Raw genomic sequence first — 22,432 nt, forward strand, 5'->3', positions numbered from 1 at the left:
TTTACTCAATAAACAGCGTATCCACCACGTTAATCCAGCCGTGTTCGCTGGCAACCTCTTTGCCATTCAGCCAGCGACGCAGCATATTCAGCGCCATCATCGCGCACACTTCCTGACGCACCTGCAGGCTGTAACGGGTGACGCTCATTTTGACCCTTAGCGCGTGGGTTCCCTGCGGTGTCGCCAGCGCAAAGTTGAGATGTTCATCTTCCAGCCCGCTCACTGCCAGCGCCAGCCCAGCAAAATGTTTCACCCGACGATCCGCCGCCCAATGTGCGGTTTGCGCCAGCGTCTCTTCCTGCGAGGGCACCACTTCGCTCGCCAGCAAGGAGGCGTTTTCGCGTGATAACTGTAAGGCCAGCAAACCGCCGGTAAACTGCTCGCTGAGCGTCAGGCTCAGTTGACGTTCATTCAGACAGCGGGTGATTTGCGCGGGTAACCCTTCGGTCCCTTCGAAAATCAGATTTTCTCCCGCCACGCGCTGCACTTCAGGCCATGCCGCCAGCATTGCCGCTTTTTGTGTTGCCGGCCCGGTGAGCTTGAGCTCAATGATCGGCATTGAGGAGCGATAGCCCATCGACACGCCTTCGGGCAATTTGAGATGATCGAGGCTTTGCGCCAAATCGCTTTCTGAGCGACCAAACGTCGTCAATCGCAGGCACAGCGGCGGCTCAGGCAGCGTAAAGCGCTCGCGCAGACGCGGCAGAATCTCCTGCTCAACCATAACTTTAAATTCAGACGGAACGCCGGGCGTAAAGAACATCAGGCAGCGGTTGAGCTTAACGGCAAAACCACAGGCCGTGCCGACCGGGTTGTCGATAAGCTCCGCACTGGCGGGAATTTCGGCCTGCTTGCGGTTGCTCGGCGCCATGACTCTGCCACGATCGTTGAAAAAACGTTCCATATGCGTGAGCCACGCTTCATGAAGCACCAGCCCTTCACCTTTTGCCGTTGCGGCAGCCAGCGCACTGAGATCGTCACTGGTAGGCCCCAGGCCACCGTTGACGATCAACACATCCGCATGTTCACTCCGCTCGCGCAAAATGCTGACGAGATCATCCAGGCGATCGCCGACGGTATTGCGGCGTGTTAACGGTAATCCCTGCTCAAAGAAAAAATTGGCGAGCCAGGCCGCATTGGTATCGGTGATCTGTCCATGCAGCACTTCGTCGCCGGTGGATAACATTTCCACGTTTAGCATTGTGTTCTCCCACTTCTATGGTCAAAACACTATACCCTAAATCATTCGAATTGCAGGATAACGCGCACCGTTTCGCTGAAAGGATGAGGTTCGAGGCTCATCGCCAACGTGAGATATAACGGGTATTCGCGCAATCCAGGAGGGGCAGAAGAGAGGAACAGGCGCGGCAGAATACCGCGCCAGAAAATCAGAAACCGGCGCTAACGCCAACGTACGGGCCATCAGCCAGTGCGTTGTCACGATTGCCGTCTTTACCCGCCAGATTCAGATAGCGATAACCTGCTTCGACAGTGATGGGACGCATGATTGTCCAGCGCGCGCCAGCGTTGGCTTCTTCATAGCTGTCGATACCGCTGGAGAGGGAATCCGGAGAATAGTAGTACTCGCCGAAAAGGCCGAAGCTGTCGCCAATCTTCCACTGCAAACCGCCACCCACTGCCGCTGCGTAACCTTCATCACCGTTGTTCGGGTTGGTATAGATACCTTTGCCGCCAACGGTTGCCAGGAAAGGCCCCAGAGGAATATTCAGACCCAAACCGAGGCTTGCCGCGTCGCCGTCGTCATCGTTGTGCGTCCAGTTACCGGTCATTGCCAGACCAGACGTCTCCGTCCCCAGACCAAAACCGAGGTTGGTGTAATCTTTACCCGCCTGGCCGCTCACAGAAATGGCGTTTGCCGCCGCAGAAACAAAAAACAGGCCGCTAAGACCCAAGAGTGCCACTTTTTTCATTGTCGTGATCCCACACAAATTTATCGTTAAATGTCCCAAACCGCGTGATTCTAACGCGAGTCTGTCAGGGATCAAGTGCTATGCGTGCGCAGGAGTTTTAGATTGTAACGATTTGAAACTTGACCGTTTATCTTAAGTAAACAGGCGTCGAAGGACGCGCCTGCCGCAGGTTCAGCCTTTCAGAAAAGTATTAACCCACTGCTGTAACGCGCGGCGGGAAATTTTAATGCCCCCGCTTTTCAGCTCTGCGGGCAACACCAGCCAGTGTAGCGGCTGCTGGAAGCGAGCCAGCTTGTCGCGCACCCACTCTGGAAAAACGGTGATATCGGTGCCGGTTTCACACTCAACCACGGCGACAGGCCGTTGACCAAACTCAGCGTCGTCCAGCGGAATCACAAACACCTGATGGATCAGGGGATGCGCCCCGATGACACGTTCGAGTTCTTCCGGCTGTATCCCTTCCCCCCCGCTAAAAAACAGGTTATCCATGCGCCCAAGAATCGTCAGACAGCCCTCGATAAGTTCACCGCGATCGCGGGTGGCAAACCAACCCTGCTCATTGACCAGCGGGATGATGTTGTCATCACGCCAGTAGCCGCTGGCCATGCTCTGCGCCTTGAGCCAGATCTCACCGTCGACAATTTTGACTTCCCGTCCCGGGAGTGGGCTGCCTACATCCGGTTTCCCGTCAGCCTCTTTCGCGCAGACCGTCGACGCGAATTCGGTGAGACCGTAGCCACACCAGCAGCGAATACCTTGCCCTTTAGCCTTTTGCGTGAGTTCAACGGGGATTGCCGCGCCGCCAAGCAGGACAGCGTTGAGGGCAACAGGCTCAGAATGATTCAGTAAACGCCAAAGCTGCGTCGGCACCAGCGAGGCATGCGTACAGCCCTGCAGCATCTGTTCGAGCAGTTGTTTTTCCCGCACGGTGAGTCGTGCACCGGCAAACAACCAGCGCCACAAAATCCCCTGCCCCGAGACATGGAACATCGGCAGCGACAGCAGCCAGTCGTCATCGGCGCAATACGGCATCAGCGACAACACCCCTTCTGCGCTGGCGAGATGCGCGGCGGGGGAATGGATGGCCGCTTTTGGCAGTCCGGTTGAGCCAGAGGTCAGCGTCATCGACGCCAGCCGCTGCGGTTGCCACATGACCGAATGGCTGCCCGGAACCTCCCGCATGGCGAGCGGCCCTAGCCCGTCAAATTCGCCATCCAGCACCAGCGCAAAACGCAGCGTCATTTGCGGGATCAGCACATTGAGGAGCGGGCGCGGAAGCTGCGGATTAACCGGTAAAATGCGCGCGCCGCATTGCAGCAGCGCAAGCCATGCCAAAAGCGTGTTGGGGTGATTTTGCGCCATCAGCATCACCCCGTCGCCTTCCTGAATGTTCTGCCGATGAAATCCGTTTGCCAGCGCATCCACTCGCTGGCAAAGCTGACGCCAGCTCAGGATTTCCTGGTTTAGCCGTACCGCAGGTTTATCCGGATGCAGCGTGCACCAGTGCTTCCATGGCCAGTCGGTAAAACTCATAGCAGCGGCTCCAGCGCCTCAATATCCAGATGCGGGAGCGTATTGCCAGGCCAACGACGCACCAGCTGCGATTGCATCAAATTAAGCGTATCCAGTCCGGGGATGGTCTGTGGCGTCAGCCACGCGGCGATGCGGGCAAGCTGCGTCAGGCCGAGGCTGGATTCAATCGACGAACTGATCACCACCGTCAACCCCAGCGCATGCGCAGCGGCAACCTGTTCACGCACTTTGTCCAAACTGCCCGTGAGCGTCGGTTTGATCACCACCGCCGTCACACCCGGTTCCGCGACAAATTCAAAATCCGCTTCGCGCAAACTTTCGTCCCACGCGATAGCGATCCCGGTTTCCTGCGCAAAAGCACGGGAATCATCACGGGTTTTGCACGGCTCTTCGAGAAAGGCAATGCGATCGCGATAATCAGGATTGACGTATTTCGCGAACTGTTGCGCTTTGAGCGGCGTCCAGGCGCGGTTGGCGTCCAGACGCAGGCGCAGATCCGGAATGGCTTCCAGCAGCAAATTGACCACCATCCCATCGCGTACCGCTTCGTACAGACCCACTTTTACTTTAGCGACTTTTTCACCCGGCATCGCGGCCAGCGATTCAAACAGCTCATCGGGATCGCCTGAACAAAGCGGCGCAGCGCGGTAATCCGCCGCGTCAGGCAGCGTACCGTCAAGCTCAGCAAGCACGCAGCTAATCCCGAACGCGGCAGATGGAATGTCTGGCAATGCGGGGGATTTCCCGTCACGCCAGGCGTTGACCCACGCCAGCAGCGCCGTTTCGGCCTCAGCCAGCGATTCGAGACTGAATCCAGGCAGAGGTGAAATCTCGCCCCAGCCCTGACGGCTGTTCTGCTGAAGATGGACCAACAAGCCGTCACGGGTTTTGAGCCGCCGATCGCGCAGCACCACACCCGCATCCATGGGGATCTGCCAGCGGTAAACCTGCGCGCTACGCATTACGGGTTACGCTTGTATTTGCTGAAGTCCGGCTGGCGTTTTTCATTAAACGCGTTGCGGCCTTCCTGACCCTCTTCGGTCATGTAGAACAGCATGGTCGCATTACCGGCCAGCTCCTGCAGACCCGCCTGACCATCGCAGTCGGCGTTCAGCGCGGCTTTCAGGCAACGCAGCGCCATTGGGCTGTTTTGCAGCATTTCACGACACCAGCGAACGGTCTCTTTTTCCAGATCGGCAATCGGCACAACGGTGTTGACCAGGCCCATATCCAGCGCTTCCTGGGCATTGTACTGACGGCACAGGAACCAGATTTCACGCGCTTTTTTCTGACCCACGATACGCGCCATGTACGATGCGCCCCAGCCGCCGTCGAAAGAACCGACTTTAGGTCCGGTCTGGCCGAAAATCGCATTTTCAGCAGCGATAGTAAGGTCACACATCATGTGCAACACGTGACCGCCACCGATGGAGAAACCGGCCACCATCGCCACAACGGGTTTTGGACAGGTGCGGATCTGGCGCTGAAAGTCGAGCACGTTCAGGTGATGAGTACCTGAATCATCCTGATATCCGCCGTAGTCGCCGCGAACTTTCTGATCGCCGCCGGCGCAGAAAGCTTTATCACCTTCGCCGGTCAGCACGATGACGCCGATGTTGTCGTCGTAACGCGCGTCAGCCATCGCCTGAATCATCTCTTTAACGGTCAGCGGACGAAATGCATTACGCACCTGGGGACGATTAATGGTGATTTTAGCGATACCGTCGGCGGACTTATGATAACGAATGTCAGTGTAACCTTCGGAGCAGTCTTGCCATTCAACCGGTGCGTACAGCATTTGTTCATCAGGATAGATCATGAGTTGTCCTTTATTCGAAGACGCAGTATCTGTGCCAGACATGCAGCCACCGCAACGGGGTTTTCCCGATGGGCGTTGTGTCCGGCATTGGGAATCACATGGCGTTGGGCATTCAGTTCAGACGCTATTGCGCCAAACTTGTCGTCGCGTTCGCCATACACATAATGGAACGGATAGTTGCGCGAGCGCAGAGCCGATCGCAGATCGGGCTGGTGTGCAAGCGAGGTCGCCTGCAACATGGCACCGAGCGCCAAGCCGTTATTTTGACTGCGAAGCGTCACTAGCGCGTGACGCTCGGCGTCATTTAATGAGGCAAAAACCGGTTGGTGATACCAGTCCCTGAAGACGTTGTCTAAGGGTTCGCGCCGCAAGCGCTCCGCCCATTGGGCGTCCGATTCCGCCCGCGCTTTGCGGGTCGGTTCATCAAGCAGCCCTGGGTGTCCGCCTTCAACGATCAGCCCCATCAGTCCCGCTGGCTGCTGGCAGGCGTGGTACATCGCAATGCGGCCGCCGAGGGAATACCCCACCAGCCAAAATTTAAGTATGTTGTAACTAACTAGCGTTTTGGCGAGCAAATCGCTGACCTCGCCAAACCCCGTCACGGCAATGTTTGCGGAGTCACCGTGTCCGGGCAGATCGAGATGCAGTTGCGGATAATTGGGCAACTGCGCGCCCACATCCTGCCATTCCCGACTGTCACCGGAAAAACCGTGCAGAAAAATCAGCCAGGGAAAGCCCGGTTTTCCTGCGCGCGTTTTACCGGCCAACATCATAGATGGCTCACCTGCGCGAGCAGAGTTTGCAGCGTTTGCGCGCCGTCAGACTCATTCACCACCAGCTCGATGAGCGTCGCACCCGGCTGTCGCCAGGCAGTGCTCATGGCATCGTCCAGTTCGGACCAGCTTTGTGGACGGTGATATTTGAGGCTGAACATCGCTGCCGCGTGCTCGAACTGCACATTTTGCGGCATCAGGTAGAAACGCTCGCGCTCACTTTGCGGCGTTGGCAGCAGAGAGAAAATTTGTCCGCCGTTATTGTTGACCACAATCAGCACGAACGGTGCCGACGCCTGGCGCAGCAAGGCCAGCGCATTGAGGTCGTATAACGCTGATAAATCGCCCACAATCGCAAGCGTTGGTTTGGTACTGGCGCGCTGAACGCCGGCGGCGGTGGAAATCAGCCCGTCGATACCGCTGGCACCACGGTTGCTGTAAACCGGGTATCCGGCTGGGAGCTGTGAAAACGCATCGATAAGGCGTACCACCAGGCTGTTTCCAACAAACAGCTGGCCCTGGTCGGGCAGATACTGGCGGATACGATGCGCCAGTTCCGCCTCGCCAAAATTCTCGCAGTGCTGCGTGGTGAGGCCCCACGCCTGGCGGGATAGCGCAGGGATATCCGTCGCCCAGGCTTGACGTTTTTCGGCAGGATGCTTTTCCAGCCAGTCGCTAATCGGACTGACCAGACGGCGTCCACGGTGATGCGCGGGATCGAGTCGCCCTTCCAGCGAGTCAACCAGCCAGTACTCTTCCGGCTCGCAGGTGGATTGCCATTGCAACACACGTTTTCCGGTGAGGCTTGCGCCCAACTGAATCACAATTTGCGCCCGTGCAAGTTCGGTGACCGCTTTTGCGTTGCCCAGCCATAAATCTGCACACGGCAGCGGCTGACCGGTTTGCGAAAGCACATCGCCAATCAGCGGCCAGCCCAGCGTTTTGGCCCATTCAGCGACCTGTTTGCCCTCAGCGGCGCTCATACGCCCGGCGAGGATCACGCCGCGCTTCTGCCGCCAGTGGAACCAGTCGCGCTGCTGCGCGCTTTCCAGATGCGTTTGCGCGCGCAGCCACGGCTTGTCGCTTTGCCACCAGTCGCCCAGGGTTTGCTGCCATTCAACGCCGGTATCGTTCAGTTCGCCGTAAAGCGGTTCAGCGAACGGGCAGTTGATGTGCAGCGCCCCGTGACGCAGTGCGCCCATGGCATGGTCAAGCGTTGAAACCAACCAACTGGCAGGAATATCCTGAGTGGGACGTGGCAACGAGAGCGCCTCGGCAGGATGCGAGGCAAAGATACCGGGCTGACGAATCGCCTGATTGGCGCCGCAGTCGATCAGCTCAGGCGGTCGGTCAGCGGTGAGCAGCACCAGCTTTTCGCCCGTTAATCCCGCTTCAATCAGCGCCGGATAGAGATTCGCGACCGCCGTACCGGACGTGACAATCACCGCCACGGGCGCTTTACTGACTTTCGCCAGCCCCAGAGCCAGATGACCCAGGCCACGCTCATCAAAATGGGTGTGATGAATAAATGCGCGGTTTTCCGCTGCAGCAAGCGTCAGCGGCGTGGAGCGTGAGCCCGGCGCAATACACACATGCCTGACGCCATGGCGAGTCAGGGCTTCAAGAATGACCGCCGCCCAGCGTCGGTTAAAAGAACTTACTGACATGAAATTGTCCGGTATCAATATTAGGGCACAGTATAAATAATAGAGACAGATTGAATTTTGATATGAATCGGGAATGTGCGACTCAGTATTAATCCATAAGGAGCAATGTTCTCAGCCCTGCGGCTTTATTTTCTATCTCCTGCCACTCTTCTTCGGGAACGGATCCGCTAACAATCCCCGCTCCCGCATAGAGTCTTACCGCGGTGTCACTCACGCGCGCACAGCGCAAAGTGACGCAGAATTCGCTTTGCTCCGGTGAAAGATAACCCGCAGAGCCGGCGTACCACTCGCGCTCAAAGGGTTCTTTGCGCTGAATAAAGGCGCGCGCGGGGTCGCGGGGTAATCCTGCGACAGCAGCGGTTGGCTGCAATAAACGCAGGCATTGTTCATCATCGGCGGTTTTCAGTTCCGTCCAGATACACCGGCGCAAATGCTGCACCTTTCGCAGACGCACAATTTGTGCCGGAAGCACCTCAAGCGCCTGAGTATGATGCTGTAAACGCTGGCAAATATCTTCTACAACCAACATATTTTCGCGCTGATTTTTGTCGTCGTTTAGCAGCCATTCACCCAAACGATGACTCTGCGCGTCGTCAGCATGGCTGGCAACCGTTCCGGCAAGCGCTTCGGTGCGCAGACGTTTGCCACGTCGCCGCCACAGTCGCTCCGGGGATGAGCCCATAAAGGCGTTCTGCGCATCAAACATCATGCAGAAATGGTAACAGTTATGATTGATACGACGGCTGGCCGCCATCAGTGCAATGGCCGTGACGCGTTGGTCAAACTGCAAATCGGTTGCACGCGCCAGTACCACCTTTTCAAATTCACCGCGTGCAATGGCATCCGTCGCCTGCGAAACCAAACTCAACCATTCTGGCCGTGCGGGCAGATGCGTTTCGCGCACGATGTGCGATGAGAGCGTGGTTATCGGCCTGATAGCCTGGAGTTGCTGCAAAAAAACGAGGGCACACCGGGCATCGTCTTGCAAAGACACCTCGCTCGACAGAGTGAGCCGTAAAGTCGCCGCCCCGCCCGTACGCCGCCATAGCAGGCGCGGCAAAAATAAATGGCTCTGTCCGGAGGTAAAGGCGTTAAGACCGCAAATGCGGGTATCGGGGGAGGCGTGGCCGTCACTTAAAAACTGGCGAGCGGCCGACAGCGTTGAAAAGAATTCTGCTACGCCAAGCGCAGCCATCTCTTCATCGCCGCTGCGTTGTTGCCAGTAAAACTGCGGATAGGCGATCTGCGCACCTAGCCAGGCAAGAGGATCAAACGCATCGTTTAAGGGGAAGGAGACGTCGAAGTGACGCAGACCGGGCGTGGCTGGAATATCTTGTTGCAGAAAGTCGCCAAGACGTTCCAGCGCGATGGAAATCGAGTGCACGCGGTTCTCCCCTCTATAAAAACCTCATATTATACGGGGTACTGGCAATAAAAAGCAGTACCCACGTATAGGGAGGGGTCAACCGTTCGTGCGTAATATTAGCGGCGGGCGAGCAACAGCCCCAGAACCAGACCCGCAGCGGCGCCTACGCCAATGCCTTGCCACGGTTTTTCATGCACATAGTCATCCGCACGATAAACCGCTTTTTTGGCGCGATAATAATAATTATCGGACGCATGACTCACGCGATTTTTCACGTCCTCCAGCGCCTGTTCGGCACGGGCTTTAAGCTCAATGTATTTTTGATCGGCCGGATCGCCCGAAGAACGCAGCACTTCTTCCAGCGTCTCGCTTAGCAGCGCCAGATCGTCATCGATACGGGTATCCCAGGATTGAAATGACATAGTTTTCTCCATATGAGTGCATTAGTTCGGTAACTATAGACAACGACAACTCATTGCGCCTGTTTCGTTTCTCTCGCCATGCCGACGTGCGGAATGCCATCTTCGTCGTAAACTTGCGTGACAGGTGCAAATCCAAAGTGGGCATAGAAAGGCTGGAGATGAGCCTGCGCACCGAGGTATAACGCCTTGTCAGGCCACTGTTTTTCGCATGCTGAGAGCGTTTGTTCCATCAACGCATAACCCAGTTTTTCGCCGCGCGCTTTGCTGCTGATAATCACGCGGCCAATCACCACCGGCTCAACGTCCTCGTCACTTTTCAGAATCCTCGCATACGCCACCAGCGCGTTATCCTTCCAGCCGAGAATATGGCGGTTCTCGCCGATCAGGTCATCGCCGTCAATATCCTGATACGGACAGGTCTGTTCGACGACAAACACTTCACAGCGCAATTTGAGGACGCCATACAGGACCGGGACGGTCAGCTCGCTGTGATGTAAATCTTGCCACTGAATCATGTCAGGCTCCTTATTGGGTATCATCCCGTTATACTAAACACTTTCTCGTTAGCAAAGAGTCTGATGGCGTTATGGAACTGATTTTTCTCGGCACGTCTGCGGGCGTGCCAACCCGCTCGCGAAACGTGACGGCAATACTGCTGGATTTGCAGCATCCCACGCGCGCTGGCCTGTGGCTTTTTGATTGCGGTGAAGGGACACAGCATCAGCTGTTACATACGCCTTATCATCCCGGTAAGCTCGATAAAATTTTTATCACCCATTTGCATGGCGATCACGTGTTTGGTTTGCCTGGATTGTTATGCAGCCGCTCAATGGCCGGAAACGTCAATCCGCTGACCCTCTACGGCCCTGCGGGGATTCGCGAGTTTACAGAAACCGCGTTGCGTTTGAGCGGTTCATGGACTGATTACCCGCTTGAGATCGTTGAAGTGAACGAAGGCGTGGTGTTTGAAGATGAGCATTATACCGTGACCGCAGGCGCGCTAAATCACCCAGTGGAATGCTACGGGTATCGCATTGAAGAGCACGACAAACCCGGGGCGCTGGATGCCGCAGCGCTGATCGCCGATGGCGTAAAGCCTGGTCCGCTTTTCCAGCGGCTGAAGCACGGCGACATGGTGACACTGGAGGACGGGCGTATTGTGAACGGTCAGGATTATCTTTCCGCGCCACAGCCGGGTAAAACGCTGGTGATTTTTGGTGATACGGCCCCCTGCCCTGCGGCGCTTGCGCTGGCCAGACATGCTGATGTGATCGTCCATGAAGCGACGCTCGAAGCGGCGATGGAGGAGAAGGCAAACCGTCGCGGTCACAGCTCCACGCGTCAGGCCGCTCAGCTTGCCCGAGACGCCTCTGCGGGTAAACTGCTCGTCACGCATGTCAGTTCGCGCTACGACGCACAGGGTTGCGAATTATTGCTGAAAGAGTGCCAGGAGGTGTTCCCGGAATGCGAACTGGCGCAAGATTTCATGCAGGTTTACGTTTAGCCCTTCACTTTTCCCTCTGCGTGCCGATAACGATTAAAAGGCAAGCATCTCACTTGAGGGTAGAATGGATAATTTCCAGAAAGATATTGATGACAGGGCGAATCTCACCCTGTCAAACCGATTCGAACTTTTACTGTTCCGTCTTGGTACGTCGTTGAATGAAAATAAGTCTGAGCTGTTTGGCATTAACGTTTTCAAACTGCGCGAAATTGTTCCTATGCCTGAATTCACTAAACCTGCGGGCATGAAATCGCCGCTGATGGGAATGGTGAATATTCGCGATCAGGTGATTCCAGTTATCGATTTGGCGGCCGTGGCGGGTTGTAAACCGGCTACCGGACTGAATATTCTGCTCATTACCGAATACGCGCGCAGCGTGCAGGCGTTTGCTGTGGAATCCGTTGAGAACATTATGCGTCTCGACTGGAAACAAGTTCATGCTGCAACGGCCGTCAGCGGCCGCTACATCACCAGCATCGCGTGTCTTGATGAAAATACGGATACGAACGATCTGGCAATGGTGCTCGACGTTGAGCAGATCCTGTATGACATCACGCCATCCAATCACGATCTGCATGCAACTAACCTGAATACAACCAAATTCAATATCAAGCCAGGCGCTGTGGCAATTGTTGCGGAAGATTCGAAAGTCGCGCGTTCTATGCTGGAAAAAGGGCTGGAAGCGATGAACATTCCTGCCGAAATGCACATCACTGGTAAAGAAGCGTGGGAAAAAATTGGCGTACTGGCCGCGCAAGCGCAGGCAGAAGGCGTCCCGATCACCGATAAAATTTCACTGGTCTTAACCGACCTTGAGATGCCGGAGATGGATGGTTTCACGCTGACGCGCAAAATCAAAACCGATGAAATTCTCAAACACATCCCGGTGGTGATCCACTCTTCCCTTTCTGGAAACGCCAACGAAGATCATATTCGTAAGGTAAAAGCAGATGGCTATGTGGCTAAGTTCGAACTGAACGAACTGTCCGCAGTGATTGAAGAAGTGCTGGATCGTTCCGCGAAGAAAATTGACGGTCCGCTGATTAGCCGTCGCGGCTGAGTTGCGGTACGGGCTGATGCCCAAACCGCGCCCCTCTCCTACAGAGCAAAGGGGCAAACCATAAAAAAACCCGCCGAAGCGGGTTTTTTTGTTTCATGCATTGCTTACATCAACGGCATCGCGTGCTGCACGAGCGTGATCAGCGGTTGCGGATAGATACCGAAGATCAGCACCAGCAGTGCAGAAATCAGCACCACAATACCGCCCGCACTGTACTGCCAGTTGGTTGGCGCATCGCGGTTAAGCTGTTGCGGCGCGCTCAGATACAAGCTGACCGCTACACGCAGGTAGTAGTACAAACCAATTGCGGAACCGATAACTACCGCAGCGGTCAGCCACCACAGACCAGCCTGTACACCGACTGCCAGCACGTAGAATTTACCGATAAAGCCCAGCGTCATCGGAATACCGGCCAGAGACAGCATCATGACGGTCATAACCGCAGACAGAATCGGACGGTGCCAGAACAGACCACGGTAGGAGAACAGTGAATCAGCATCCGGGCCACGGTAAGGGCTGGACATCAGGCTGACCACACCGAACGCGCCGAGGCTGCTGAACAGGTAACCTGCCAGATAAACACCAACCGTTTCCATTGACATTGAACCGTTCTGCAACGCAATCAATGCCACCATCAGGTAGCCCAGATGGGAGATAGAGGAGTAGCCGAGCAGACGCTTGATATTAGTCTGGCTCAGCGCCATCAGGTTACCGAAGATGATGGAAGCGAAAGCAATCACGCCCAGCACCACACGTACGGCTTCACTGTCACCCACTGGAGCGTACAGGAACAGACGCATCACCACGCTGAAGATAGCGATTTTGCTCGCCGTCGCCAGGAAGGTGGAAACCGGAGCCGGTGCGCCCTGGTATACGTCTGGCGTCCACAGGTGGAACGGAACCAGAGAAAGCTTGAAGCCAAGACCCACGATCATCATGCCCAGACCCGCCAGCAGCAGCGGTTCATGCAGCATGTTGTCGCCAAGACTCTTGCCCAGTGCGACGAAAGAAAGATTACCGGACTGTGCGTACAGCAGCGCAATACCAAACAGCAGGAAGGACGAGGCCGCAGCAGACAGAATCGTATACTTGATACTCGCTTCCAGAGAGCGCTTTTGACGGTACGCATAGCCAATCAGGCCAAACAGCGGCAGAGAGATCAGCTCAATACCGAGGAACAGCGCCGCCAGATGGTTGGCGTTTGCCAGCAGAATCCCACCCAGTGAGGCGATCAGGACCAGCAGATAAAACTCTTCTTTGTTGTCGTAATAGCCTTCGAGCCACGGGTACGCAAAAGTACAGGTTGCCAGGCTCGCCAGAAGCACCAGCCCGGTGTACAGCATGGCAAAGCCGTCAACACGCATCAGCGGGGTGATATCCATAGCGCCCACCTGGCCGACAAACCAGAGGGAAACTAACGCAGCGTTCAGACCCAGAACCGACAGCGTGGCATTCAGGAAGTGATTGCGTCGCCACGCAATGGAGAGCATCACAACCACCACCGTCAATCCGACGATCAGCAGCGGTAGCAGCGCGATCAGTTGTTGTGGAGTTATTGTCATGGCGATTTACGGCCTTGTAGTAGAAGCAGAATTAACAAACCACTGCTGGATGTTACCCATCGCGGAATGCGAAGTATCCAGAATTGGCTGCGGATATAAGCCCAGCAGCACCAGCAGTACGACCAGTAACAGAACGATGGACAGCTCGCGCAGCGACATCCCCGGCAGCTCTTGCGCCGCGATTTCACTCTTCGCTTTACCGAAGTAAGCGCGGTGCAGCATCGCCAGCGAGTACACGGACGCGAAGACCAGGCCGAAAGTGGAGACAACAGTAATAACCGGAACCACTTTGAAGCTGCCGAACAGAATCATGAATTCGCCGACAAAGTTACCGGTGCCCGGCATACCCAGCGTCGCAACCGCGAAGAACATGGACAGCGCTGGCAACCATTTAATTTTGCTCCACAGACCGCCCATCATGCGCATGTCGCGGGTATGCAGACGTTCGTACAGCTGACCGCACAGAATGAACAGACCTGCCGCAGACAAACCGTGCGCGATCATTTGGATAACCGCCCCCTGGTACGCAAGCTGGCTGCCGGTGTAGATCGCAATCAGTACGAAGCCCATGTGGGAAACGGAGGTGTACGCGATAAGACGTTTGATGTCGTACTGCGTGAAAGCCATCCATGCGCCGTAGAAGATACCGATAACACCCAGCCACATCGCGATCGGGGCGAACTCAGCAGAAGCGTTCGGGAACAGCGGCAGTGCGAAACGCAGCAGACCGTAGGCCGCGGTTTTCAGCAAAATCCCCGCCAGGTCAACAGAACCCGCCGTTGGTGCCTGGGAGTGTGCATCTGGCAGCCAACCGTGCAGCGGAACAACCGGCATTTTCACCGCAAACGCGATGAAGAAACCGAGCATCAGCAGATATTCAACACCGTGCGACATTGGCGTTTTCAGCAACTCTTCATAGTTGAAGGTCCAGACGCCGGTCGCATTGTGATGCACAAAGACCAGTCCCAGGATCGCAATCAACATCACCAGACCACTCGCCTGGGTGTAGATGAAGAACTTGGTTGCCGCCGTGATACGCGTTTTACCGTCGGATGCCTTGTGGCCCCACAGCGCGATCAGGAAGTACATCGGCACCAGCATCATTTCCCAGAAGAAGAAGAACAGGAACATGTCGATGGCCAGGAACACGCCGATGACGCCGCCCAAAATCCACATCAGGTTCAGGTGGAAAAAGCCCTGGTATTTTTCGATTTCTCGCCAGGAGCACAGTACCGCCAGAACACCGAGCAGACCCGTCAGCACCACCATCAGCAGCGACAGACCGTCGATTGCCAAATGGATTGTGATGCCAAAACGTGGGATCCACGGCAGGATAAATTCAGATTGCCACTGCGGAAGGCCCGCAGACTGGGTCAAAGAATAGCCGCCCTGCAACCAAAGTTGCAGGCCAAGCAGAAACGTCAATCCCATGGTGATCAGCGCAATCCAGCGCGGCATCTTCACGCCAAAGCGTTCAGTCTGCCAGCACAGGAATCCACCAATGAAGGGAATTAATATCAACCAAGGCAATAACATAGCTAAGTATGTCCCTTATTTTTACTCCTGCCCAGGCTGTTTCGTTCGTCATACTCAACGTCGAAAAGCCTGTACTTCAGGAAAGTAATCTAAATGTATTCTTAGTTCACAGGCCCGGGATTTCACCGGGCCTATTCACACAACCATCAAACTCAACGCAACACCATCAGCAGAGCCAGCACCACAACCGCGCCGATGCTCATTGATGCGACATACCAGCGCAGATACCCGTTCTCGCTCAACAGCAGGCCTTTACCTGCAAAGCGGGAAAGAATCGCCGGGATGTTCATCATAGAGTTCATCGGGTCACGTTTGAGCAGCCACGCAATACCCAGGAATGGCTTGACGAAAATCTTGTCGTACAGCCAGTCGAAGCCCCATGCGTTGTACCACAGGGTACTCAGCAGACGCCCTGGCGCACTGTTGGCGATTGACGTCACCAGAGTGCGTTTGCCCAGCCACAGCCATGCAGCAATCAGGATGCCCGCGATAGCGACCGCACCCGAGGTGATTTCAAGCGTCAGAACGCGGCCGTGCTCAAGCTCGGTGGTATCTGGCAGCACGCCCTGTAATGGCGGAACAATCATTGCGCCGACGAAAGTAGACAGCACCAGCAGCACAATCAGCGGCAGATGATGGGTAATCCCCTTCCCTGCATGCGCGTGAATTTGTTCTTTGCCGTGGAAGACGATGAAAATCATACGGAAGGTGTACAGGGAGGTCATAAACGCACCGACCAGACCTGCCACCATCAGATTGATATGACCATTCGCCATAGCTCCTGCAAGGATTTCGTCCTTACTGAAGAAGCCCGCGGTGATGATTGGCAGCGCTGACAGCGCCGCGCCACCCACCAGGAAGCAGACGTAAACCAGTGGAATGGATTTGCGCAGACCGCCCATCTTGAAGATATTCTGCTCGTGGTGGCAGGCCAGAATCACCGAACCAGAGGAGAGGAACAGCAGCGCTTTAAAGAACGCATGCGTCATCAGATGGAAAATCGCCGCATCCCACGCCTGCACACCCAGCGCCAGGAACATATACCCGATCTGGCTCATGGTGGAGTAGGCAAGAACGCGTTTGATGTCGGTCTGAACCAGCGCGGCAAAGCCCGCCATAACCAGCGTTACCGCACCCACGATACCGACCAGATGCAGAATTTCTGGCGTCATCAGGAACAGGCCGTGTGTACGGGCAATCAGGTAAACACCCGCGGTTACCATGGTTGCAGCGTGGATCAGCGCGGAAACAGGCGTTGGACCGGCCATCGCGTCGGCAAGCCAGGTCTGCAACGGCAGCTGCGCGGATTTACCCACAGCACCACCCAGAAGCATCAGGGTCGCCCACGTCAGCATGTTGTTGCCTGCTTCGAAGTGAGCCGGAGCCAGTTCCACCATTTCGCGGAAGTTCAGCGTGCCCAGTTCGTTGTAAAGGATGAACAGCGCGAAAGCGAGGAACACGTCACCCACGCGGGTCACGACGAACGCTTTCATGGCCGCTGCGCCATTCTTCGGATCGGTGTAATAGAAACCGATCAGCAGGTAGGAACACAGCCCCACGCCTTCCCAGCCGAGATACATCAGCAGCAGATTATCGCCCAGTACCAGAATCACCATGCTCGCGATAAACAAGTTGGTGTATGCGAAGAAGCGAGAATATCCCTCTTCACCGCGCATATACCAGGAGGCGAACATGTGGATCAGGAAGCCGACACCGGTCACCACCGACAGCATGGTCAATGACAGACCATCCAGTACGAGGTTGAAACCGATGTTGAAATCACCGACCGACATCCAGGTCCACAGCGGTACGCTGAAGGCCTGCTTGCCGTTGTTAAAGAAGTCAATTCCCGCATACGCTGTGACCAGCGCAGCAAGGCCGATTGAGCCAATGCCCACCGTTGCGGACAGATTTTCCGACCAGCGGCCGCGGGAGAATGCCAGCAGCAAGAAGCCAATCAAAGGAAAAATAATGGTTAAGGCAAGCATGTTCATCCACGCAACTCACTTACTGAATCGATGTTCAGGTTCTGGCGGCGACGATGGAGCTGCAGCAACAGCGCCAGGCCAATACTCGCTTCTGCAGCCGCAAGGCTGATGGCGAGAATGTACATAACCTGCCCATCAGGCTGACCCCAATAGCTACCCGCGACCACAAAGGCCAGCGCGGAAGCATTAATCATGATTTCCAGACCGATCAGCATAAACAGCAGATTACGGCGGATAACCAGACCCGTCAGCCCGAGAACGAATAAAATCGCGGCGAGGATCAGTCCATGTGTTAAAGGAATCATGCGCGCTCCTCCGTTTTTCTTTTCGCGCGATCGTCAGTGCGGTTGCTCAGCACTTCGCCAGCACGCTCTTCGCGGCCAACGTGGAATGCCACAACCAGACCCGCCAGCAGCAGCATCGAAGCCAGTTCAACCGCCAGAACGTACGGGCCGAACAGCGCAATACCCACTTCTTTAGCGCTAATTGGCGTACCGTCAATGCCCTGGTCGTTAACACCCAGAATGGCGTAAACGATAACTACCAGCATGATGGCCGACAAAATAGCCGGACCAATCCACACTTGCGGCTTCAGCCACTGACGTTCCTGTTCGATTTCAGCACCGCCCAGGTTCAACATCATCACGACGAACACGAAGAGAACCATAATGGCGCCCGCGTAGACGATGATTTCCAGTGCACCCGCGAAATGCGCGCCAAGTGCGAAAAACACGCCGGAAATAGCCAGCAGCGAGATGATCAGATACAGCAGCGCATGCACCGGGTTGGTGTGCGTGATCACTCGCAGCGTGGCCAGGATGGCGATGAGGCCACAGATATAAAAAGCGAATTCCATTGCCCTTCTCCTTACGGTAACAGGCTCTTGACGTCGATAGGCTTAGCTTCGTTCTCTGCTTCGCCCTTATCTTTGCCGTCGATTGCCATACCCGCCATCCGGTAGAAGTTATATTCCGGGTATTTGCCCGGACCGGAAATCAGCAGATCCTCTTTCTCGTACACCAGGTCCTGGCGCTTGTACTCACCCATTTCAAAATCGGGAGTCAGCTGAATCGCCGTGGTTGGGCACGCTTCTTCACACAGACCGCAGAAAATGCAGCGCGAGAAGTTGATGCGGAAAAACTCAGGGTACCAGCGGCCGTCTTTGGTCTCTGCTTTCTGCAAAGAGATACAGCCTACCGGACACGCTACCGCACACAGGTTACAGGCAACGCAACGCTCTTCGCCGTCCGGATCGCGGGAAAGCACGATACGGCCACGGTAGCGCGGCGGCAGATATACCGGCTCTTCCGGATACATCTGGGTTTCGCGTTTTGCAAACGCGTGCAGCCCGATCATCCAGATACTGCGAATCTGGGTGCCGGCGCCTACTAATAATTCTTTCAAGGTCATGATCTATTCGCCCCTATTGCGCCTGCCAGAGAATGACAGCCGCCGTTACCAACAAGTTGACTAGCGTCAGCGGCAGACACACTTTCCAGCCGAAGGACATTACCTGGTCATAACGCGGACGCGGTAATGAGGCGCGAATCAAAATGAACATCATCATGAAGAACGCGGTTTTCAGCGCGAACCAGATGAACGGCGGTAAGAACGGACCGTGCCAGCCACCAAAGAACAGCGTGACCATCAGCGCGGAAATGGTGACGATACCGATGTATTCGCCCACGAAGAACAGACCGAATTTCATACCGGAATATTCAATGTGGTAACCATCCGCCAGTTCCTGTTCGGCTTCTGGCTGGTCAAATGGGTGACGGTGACACACAGCCACACCCGCGATAGCAAAGGTGACAAAACCAAAGAACTGCGGGATCACGTTCCAGATGTCGGCCTGGTTGTTGACGATGTCGGTCATGTTGAATGAACCGGCTTGCGCCACCACGCCCATCAGGGAGAGTCCGAGGAACACTTCGTAGCTCAGCGTCTGCGCGGAAGCACGCATCGCACCCAGCAGCGAGTATTTGTTATTACTGGACCATCCCGCGAACAGCACCGCGTACACCGCAAGGCCAGCCATCATCAGGAAGAATAAAATCCCGATATTCAGGTCAGCCACAACCCAGGTCGGGCTAACCGGAACGATGGCGAATGCCAGCAGCAACGAGGTGAACGCGATCATCGGCGCAAGGGTAAAGATGACGCGGTCCGAGAATTTCGGGATCCAGTCTTCTTTAAAGAACATCTTGATCATGTCCGCGACCAGCTGGAGTGAACCACCCCAGCCAACACGATTCGGTCCATAACGGTTCTGGAACAGACCGAGCAGACGACGCTCACCAAAGCTCATGAACGCACCGCAGGTGACCACCACCAGCAGAATGACAATCGCTTTCAGGATGCTTAACAGAATGTCGATAAGATCCGGCGTTAACCAACTCATGCTTGTGCCTCCTGCAGATTATCAAGACGCGCGCCCGCCAGGACCGGTGCAATACCCGGTAATCCCATCGGCAGACCCACCTGCCCTGCTGTCAGACCTTCGGCGATAATCAGCGGCAAGCTGATTGTCTGGCCTTCGTAGCTAAAGGAGATTTGGCTGCCCGCATTGACGCCAAGCTTCGCGGCATCCGCCGGATTGAGCTTGATGTATGGCTGCGGCATGCGCGTCTGGAACACAGGGGAACGCTGGGACATCTCATCGCTACCAAAAAGATGGTAATACGGTGCGATACGCCAGTTGCCTTCCTGAGCCTCAAAACTTGCCGGAACGGTCGTGTAGTAATCCAGACCCGTTTCGCTGGCTTCAATCAGACGTACGCCTGGATCGCCGTGGCGCAGAGAACCGCCCACTTCAGACTGGAATTTGTTCCATGCCTGCGGGGAGTTCCAGCCTGGTGCCCATGCAAATGGAACCTGAGAGCGTGGAGCAGACGGTTGGTTGTTCCCTTCCATTGAGAAGGCAAACATTGTGTCTTTATCCTGCGGCTGACGCGGTTCATGCACGCTGATATTGGCGCGCATCGCAGTACGGCCACTGTAACGGTGCGGTTCACGCGCCAGTTTCTGACCGCGAATACGGAAGCTCGCATCTGGCGCAGCGTCTTTAATACCGGCCAGGTGAGGCAGTTTTTCCACAACCGCATCGATAACGTGGTCAAGCTGCGTCCAGTCCACTTCGCGGCTCTGAACGGTGCTGTGCAGGGAGTGCAGCCAGCGCCAGCTTTCCAGCATCACAATATTGCTGTCGTAGTACGACGGGTCATAAACCTGGAAGAAACGCTGCGCGCGGCCTTCGTTGTTGATGACCGTACCGTCGCTTTCCGCAAAGCTTGCCGCAGATAACACGAGGTGCGCTTTGTCCATAATCGCCGTACGCTGATGGTCAATCACCATCACCAGCGGCGCTTTGGAGAGTGCAGCATCAACGCGTGCCGCAGAGGCATGACGATGCAGGTCGTTCTCGAGCACGATGACGCCATCAGCCGCACCGGTTTCGAGTTCGCTGAGCGCCTCTTCCAGAGAGCCGCCGCCGATCATACCCAGACCCATGCTGTTCACCGCGCGAGCGATCATGGTCACGCCAACGTCAGCACCACGGCCTTTCAGGGCTTTTGCGACGTTTGCCGCAGCCTGAATCACATCCGCACTTCCGGCATTGGTACCGGAAATAATCAGTGGTTTCTTCGCACCCGCCAGCGCCTGCACGATCACCTCGATCTTGTTTTGCAAATCGCGATCCAGACCGTCAACGGCCGGCGCGCTGTTATCCAACGCATGTGCAATCGCAAAGCCAAGACGCGCCTGATCTTCAACCGGTGCGCGATAGGTCCACGCAGCGATGTCGTCAAGACGCGTGTTGTCGACATTGGTGACAAACAGCGGATGTTTGGCACGTTGGCCGATGTTCATGATCGCCGCAATCTGCCAGTCAGCCACTTTCTGGGCGGCTGCCATTTCACGCGCTTTACCTTTCACTGCCTGACGAACTGCCAAAGCAACGCGCGCGCCCGTTTGCGTCAGATCTTCACCCAGCACCAGAACGGCATCGTAGGATTCGATTTCGCGCAGCGCAGGAGTACGAATACCGCCTTCGCGCAGCACTTTCAGGACCAGTTGCAGACGTTCTTGCTCACCGTTAGCAATACCGGTGTAGAAGTTTTCTGCACCCACCAGCTCACGCAGCGCAAAGTTGCTTTCAACGCTGGCACGTGGAGAGCCGATGCCGATGACCTTCTTAGACTGACGCAGAATGTCTGCCGCGCCCTGCATTGCCTGTTCGGCGTTCAGGGTGATGACATCATCGCCACGGCGCTGAACCGGCTGACGCGGACGGTCTTTCAGGTTTACATAGCCATAGCCGAAACGGCCACGGTCACAGAGGAAGTAGTGGTTAACGGTACCGTTATAACGGTTTTCGATACGACGCAGTTCACCATAACGCTCACCCGGGCTGGTGTTACAGCCAAGAGAACATTGCTGGCAGATGCTTGGCGCAAACTGCATGTCCCACTTACGGTTGTAGCGCTCGGAGTGTGTCTTATCAGTGAACACACCGGTCGGGCAGATTTCTACCAGGTTGCCGGAGAATTCGCTTTCAAGCGTACCGTCTTCCGGACGACCAAAGTAGACGTTGTCATGTGCGCCATAGACGCCCAGATCTTCGCCATCTGCGTAATCTTTGTAGTAACGCACGCAACGGTAACAGGCGATGCAGCGGTTCATTTCATGCGAGATGAACGGCCCCAAATCCTGGTTACGGTGGGTACGTTTGGTAAAGCGATAGCGACGGAAACTATGACCCGTCATCACGGTCATATCCTGAAGGTGGCAGTTACCGCCCTCTTCACAGACCGGACAGTCGTGCGGGTGGTTGGTCATTAACCATTCCACCACGCTTTCACGGAACTGTTTCGCTTCGGCGTCGTCGATAGAAATAAAGGTGCCTTCGGTTGCTGGTGTCATACAGGACATCACCAGGCGACCACGCGTGTCTTCCGCGTTTTGGTATTGCTTCACCGCACACTGGCGGCAAGCACCGACGCTTCCCAGCGCCGGATGCCAGCAAAAATACGGAATATCTAGGCCAAGAGACAGACAAGCTTCTAGCAGGTTGTCCGCCCCGTTGACTTCGTATTCTTTGCCGTCTACATGAATCGTAGCCATTAGCATGCTTCCAGTTGGCTCGAATAAATCCGAGCGTTAATCAAAATTCTTTTACGCTTCATCCTTCAGGCCGCTTCTGCGTTAGCTTCCCTCGCTTACTCCCCTCACTTACTGATGTAAGCTCCAGGAATTCACTCCGTCGCTGCC

20 protein-coding genes are annotated in these 22,432 nt (G+C 55.7%); 2 read left to right on the forward strand and 18 right to left on the reverse strand.

Annotated features, from left to right (window positions below; genetic code table 11):
- Position 1 precedes the first annotated feature (1 nt).
- The 10 genes from I6L74_RS01660 to I6L74_RS01705 all read right to left on the reverse strand — a co-directional run bounded on the left by I6L74_RS01660 (position 2) and on the right by I6L74_RS01705 (position 10,026).
- The gene (locus I6L74_RS01660) at positions 2 to 1,201 is read right to left on the reverse strand and encodes a nicotinamide mononucleotide deamidase-related protein YfaY (RefSeq protein ID WP_059179304.1); all 1,200 of its coding nucleotides are present in this window, start codon (positions 1,199 to 1,201) and stop codon (positions 2 to 4) included.
- 187 nt (positions 1,202 to 1,388) lie between these two features.
- On the reverse strand, positions 1,389 to 1,931 hold the full coding sequence (locus I6L74_RS01665; protein WP_059179305.1) for a YfaZ family outer membrane protein: 543 nt from the start codon (positions 1,929 to 1,931) through the stop codon (positions 1,389 to 1,391).
- A gap of 171 nt (positions 1,932 to 2,102) precedes the next feature.
- Complete coding sequence (gene menE / locus I6L74_RS01670; RefSeq protein WP_059179306.1) at positions 2,103 to 3,464, reverse strand: o-succinylbenzoate--CoA ligase; 1,362 nt, start codon at positions 3,462 to 3,464, stop codon at positions 2,103 to 2,105.
- Positions 3,461 to 4,426 carry an o-succinylbenzoate synthase gene (gene menC / locus I6L74_RS01675; RefSeq protein WP_059179307.1) on the reverse strand — a complete coding sequence of 322 codons (966 nt, stop codon included), beginning with the start codon at positions 4,424 to 4,426 and terminating at the stop codon, positions 3,461 to 3,463. The genes menE and menC overlap by 4 nt, the downstream gene beginning before the upstream one ends.
- Positions 4,426 to 5,283 (reverse strand): 1,4-dihydroxy-2-naphthoyl-CoA synthase, encoded by an 858-nt coding sequence (gene menB, locus I6L74_RS01680; protein WP_059179308.1) that lies wholly within the window; start codon positions 5,281 to 5,283, stop codon positions 4,426 to 4,428. The genes menC and menB overlap by 1 nt, the downstream gene beginning before the upstream one ends.
- Positions 5,280 to 6,056 carry a 2-succinyl-6-hydroxy-2,4-cyclohexadiene-1-carboxylate synthase gene (gene menH, locus I6L74_RS01685; protein ID WP_059179309.1) on the reverse strand — a complete coding sequence of 259 codons (777 nt, stop codon included), beginning with the start codon at positions 6,054 to 6,056 and terminating at the stop codon, positions 5,280 to 5,282. Before menH ends, menB begins: the two co-directional genes overlap by 4 nt.
- Entirely contained in the window at positions 6,053 to 7,723 is a 1,671-nt protein-coding gene (gene menD, locus I6L74_RS01690) for a 2-succinyl-5-enolpyruvyl-6-hydroxy-3-cyclohexene-1-carboxylic-acid synthase (RefSeq protein ID WP_059179310.1), read from the reverse strand. Before menD ends, menH begins: the two co-directional genes overlap by 4 nt.
- A gap of 88 nt (positions 7,724 to 7,811) precedes the next feature.
- Positions 7,812 to 9,107 (reverse strand): isochorismate synthase MenF, encoded by a 1,296-nt coding sequence (gene menF, locus I6L74_RS01695; RefSeq protein WP_059179311.1) that lies wholly within the window; start codon positions 9,105 to 9,107, stop codon positions 7,812 to 7,814.
- Between the two features lie 98 nt (positions 9,108 to 9,205).
- Positions 9,206 to 9,511, reverse strand: a complete 306-nt coding sequence (gene elaB, locus I6L74_RS01700; RefSeq protein WP_015959814.1) for a stress response protein ElaB — start codon at positions 9,509 to 9,511, stop codon at positions 9,206 to 9,208.
- Positions 9,512 to 9,561: 50 nt separating this feature from the next.
- Positions 9,562 to 10,026 (reverse strand): GNAT family N-acetyltransferase, encoded by a 465-nt coding sequence (locus I6L74_RS01705; protein WP_059179312.1) that lies wholly within the window; start codon positions 10,024 to 10,026, stop codon positions 9,562 to 9,564.
- Between the two features lie 71 nt (positions 10,027 to 10,097).
- On the opposite strand from I6L74_RS01705, the gene rnz reads away from it, so the two are divergent.
- Both rnz and I6L74_RS01715 read left to right on the forward strand, forming a co-directional pair.
- Positions 10,098 to 11,015 carry a ribonuclease Z gene (gene rnz / locus I6L74_RS01710; RefSeq protein WP_059179313.1) on the forward strand — a complete coding sequence of 306 codons (918 nt, stop codon included), beginning with the start codon at positions 10,098 to 10,100 and terminating at the stop codon, positions 11,013 to 11,015.
- 64 nt (positions 11,016 to 11,079) lie between these two features.
- Positions 11,080 to 12,075, forward strand: coding sequence for a chemotaxis protein (locus tag I6L74_RS01715; RefSeq protein WP_059179314.1), 996 nt, complete (start codon positions 11,080 to 11,082; stop codon positions 12,073 to 12,075).
- Positions 12,076 to 12,179: 104 nt separating this feature from the next.
- Here the strand turns inward: I6L74_RS01715 and nuoN are convergent, their stop codons facing one another.
- From nuoN to nuoG, 8 genes are all read right to left on the reverse strand, one after another.
- Complete coding sequence (gene nuoN, locus I6L74_RS01720; RefSeq protein ID WP_059179315.1) at positions 12,180 to 13,637, reverse strand: NADH-quinone oxidoreductase subunit NuoN; 1,458 nt, start codon at positions 13,635 to 13,637, stop codon at positions 12,180 to 12,182.
- Between the two features lie 6 nt (positions 13,638 to 13,643).
- On the reverse strand, positions 13,644 to 15,173 hold the full coding sequence (nuoM, locus tag I6L74_RS01725) for an NADH-quinone oxidoreductase subunit M (RefSeq protein WP_015959819.1): 1,530 nt from the start codon (positions 15,171 to 15,173) through the stop codon (positions 13,644 to 13,646).
- Between the two features lie 152 nt (positions 15,174 to 15,325).
- Positions 15,326 to 17,167: an NADH-quinone oxidoreductase subunit L gene (nuoL, locus tag I6L74_RS01730; protein ID WP_059179316.1), complete on the reverse strand. Its 1,842-nt coding sequence runs from the start codon at positions 17,165 to 17,167 to the stop codon at positions 15,326 to 15,328.
- A complete protein-coding gene (nuoK, locus tag I6L74_RS01735) occupies positions 17,164 to 17,466 on the reverse strand; it encodes an NADH-quinone oxidoreductase subunit NuoK (RefSeq protein ID WP_015959821.1) in 303 nt (100 codons plus the stop codon). Before nuoK ends, nuoL begins: the two co-directional genes overlap by 4 nt.
- Positions 17,463 to 18,017, reverse strand: a complete 555-nt coding sequence (gene nuoJ / locus I6L74_RS01740) for an NADH-quinone oxidoreductase subunit J (protein ID WP_015959822.1) — start codon at positions 18,015 to 18,017, stop codon at positions 17,463 to 17,465. The genes nuoK and nuoJ overlap by 4 nt, the downstream gene beginning before the upstream one ends.
- Positions 18,018 to 18,028: 11 nt before the next feature.
- Positions 18,029 to 18,571 carry an NADH-quinone oxidoreductase subunit NuoI gene (nuoI, locus tag I6L74_RS01745; protein WP_015959823.1) on the reverse strand — a complete coding sequence of 181 codons (543 nt, stop codon included), beginning with the start codon at positions 18,569 to 18,571 and terminating at the stop codon, positions 18,029 to 18,031.
- Positions 18,572 to 18,584: 13 nt separating this feature from the next.
- The gene (nuoH, locus tag I6L74_RS01750; protein WP_059179317.1) at positions 18,585 to 19,562 is read right to left on the reverse strand and encodes an NADH-quinone oxidoreductase subunit NuoH; all 978 of its coding nucleotides are present in this window, start codon (positions 19,560 to 19,562) and stop codon (positions 18,585 to 18,587) included.
- Positions 19,559 to 22,285, reverse strand: coding sequence for an NADH-quinone oxidoreductase subunit NuoG (gene nuoG, locus I6L74_RS01755; RefSeq protein WP_059179318.1), 2,727 nt, complete (start codon positions 22,283 to 22,285; stop codon positions 19,559 to 19,561). The genes nuoH and nuoG overlap by 4 nt, the downstream gene beginning before the upstream one ends.
- Positions 22,286 to 22,432 lie beyond the last annotated feature (147 nt).

Source organism: Lelliottia amnigena (genome assembly GCF_019047465.1).
Classification (GTDB): domain Bacteria; phylum Pseudomonadota; class Gammaproteobacteria; order Enterobacterales; family Enterobacteriaceae; genus Enterobacter; species Enterobacter amnigenus.

Coding starts and splice junctions, on each gene's coding strand:
- I6L74_RS01660 (WP_059179304.1), bottom strand. CDS start 1,201: ATGCTAAACGTGGAAATGTTATCCACCGGCGACGAAGTGCTGCATGGA.
- nuoN (WP_059179315.1), bottom strand. CDS start 13,637: ATGACAATAACTCCACAACAACTGATCGCGCTGCTACCGCTGCTGATC.
- menH (WP_059179309.1), bottom strand. CDS start 6,056: ATGATGTTGGCCGGTAAAACGCGCGCAGGAAAACCGGGCTTTCCCTGG.
- nuoG (WP_059179318.1), bottom strand. CDS start 22,285: ATGGCTACGATTCATGTAGACGGCAAAGAATACGAAGTCAACGGGGCG.
- rnz (WP_059179313.1), top strand. CDS start 10,098: ATGGAACTGATTTTTCTCGGCACGTCTGCGGGCGTGCCAACCCGCTCG.
- menB (WP_059179308.1), bottom strand. CDS start 5,283: ATGATCTATCCTGATGAACAAATGCTGTACGCACCGGTTGAATGGCAA.
- menE (WP_059179306.1), bottom strand. CDS start 3,464: ATGAGTTTTACCGACTGGCCATGGAAGCACTGGTGCACGCTGCATCCG.
- nuoJ (WP_015959822.1), bottom strand. CDS start 18,017: ATGGAATTCGCTTTTTATATCTGTGGCCTCATCGCCATCCTGGCCACG.
- I6L74_RS01715 (WP_059179314.1), top strand. CDS start 11,080: ATGGATAATTTCCAGAAAGATATTGATGACAGGGCGAATCTCACCCTG.
- menD (WP_059179310.1), bottom strand. CDS start 7,723: ATGTCAGTAAGTTCTTTTAACCGACGCTGGGCGGCGGTCATTCTTGAA.
- elaB (WP_015959814.1), bottom strand. CDS start 9,511: ATGTCATTTCAATCCTGGGATACCCGTATCGATGACGATCTGGCGCTG.
- nuoH (WP_059179317.1), bottom strand. CDS start 19,562: ATGAGTTGGTTAACGCCGGATCTTATCGACATTCTGTTAAGCATCCTG.
- I6L74_RS01705 (WP_059179312.1), bottom strand. CDS start 10,026: ATGATTCAGTGGCAAGATTTACATCACAGCGAGCTGACCGTCCCGGTC.
- I6L74_RS01665 (WP_059179305.1), bottom strand. CDS start 1,931: ATGAAAAAAGTGGCACTCTTGGGTCTTAGCGGCCTGTTTTTTGTTTCT.
- nuoK (WP_015959821.1), bottom strand. CDS start 17,466: ATGATTCCTTTAACACATGGACTGATCCTCGCCGCGATTTTATTCGTT.
- nuoM (WP_015959819.1), bottom strand. CDS start 15,173: ATGTTATTGCCTTGGTTGATATTAATTCCCTTCATTGGTGGATTCCTG.
- nuoI (WP_015959823.1), bottom strand. CDS start 18,571: ATGACCTTGAAAGAATTATTAGTAGGCGCCGGCACCCAGATTCGCAGT.
- nuoL (WP_059179316.1), bottom strand. CDS start 17,167: ATGAACATGCTTGCCTTAACCATTATTTTTCCTTTGATTGGCTTCTTG.
- menC (WP_059179307.1), bottom strand. CDS start 4,426: ATGCGTAGCGCGCAGGTTTACCGCTGGCAGATCCCCATGGATGCGGGT.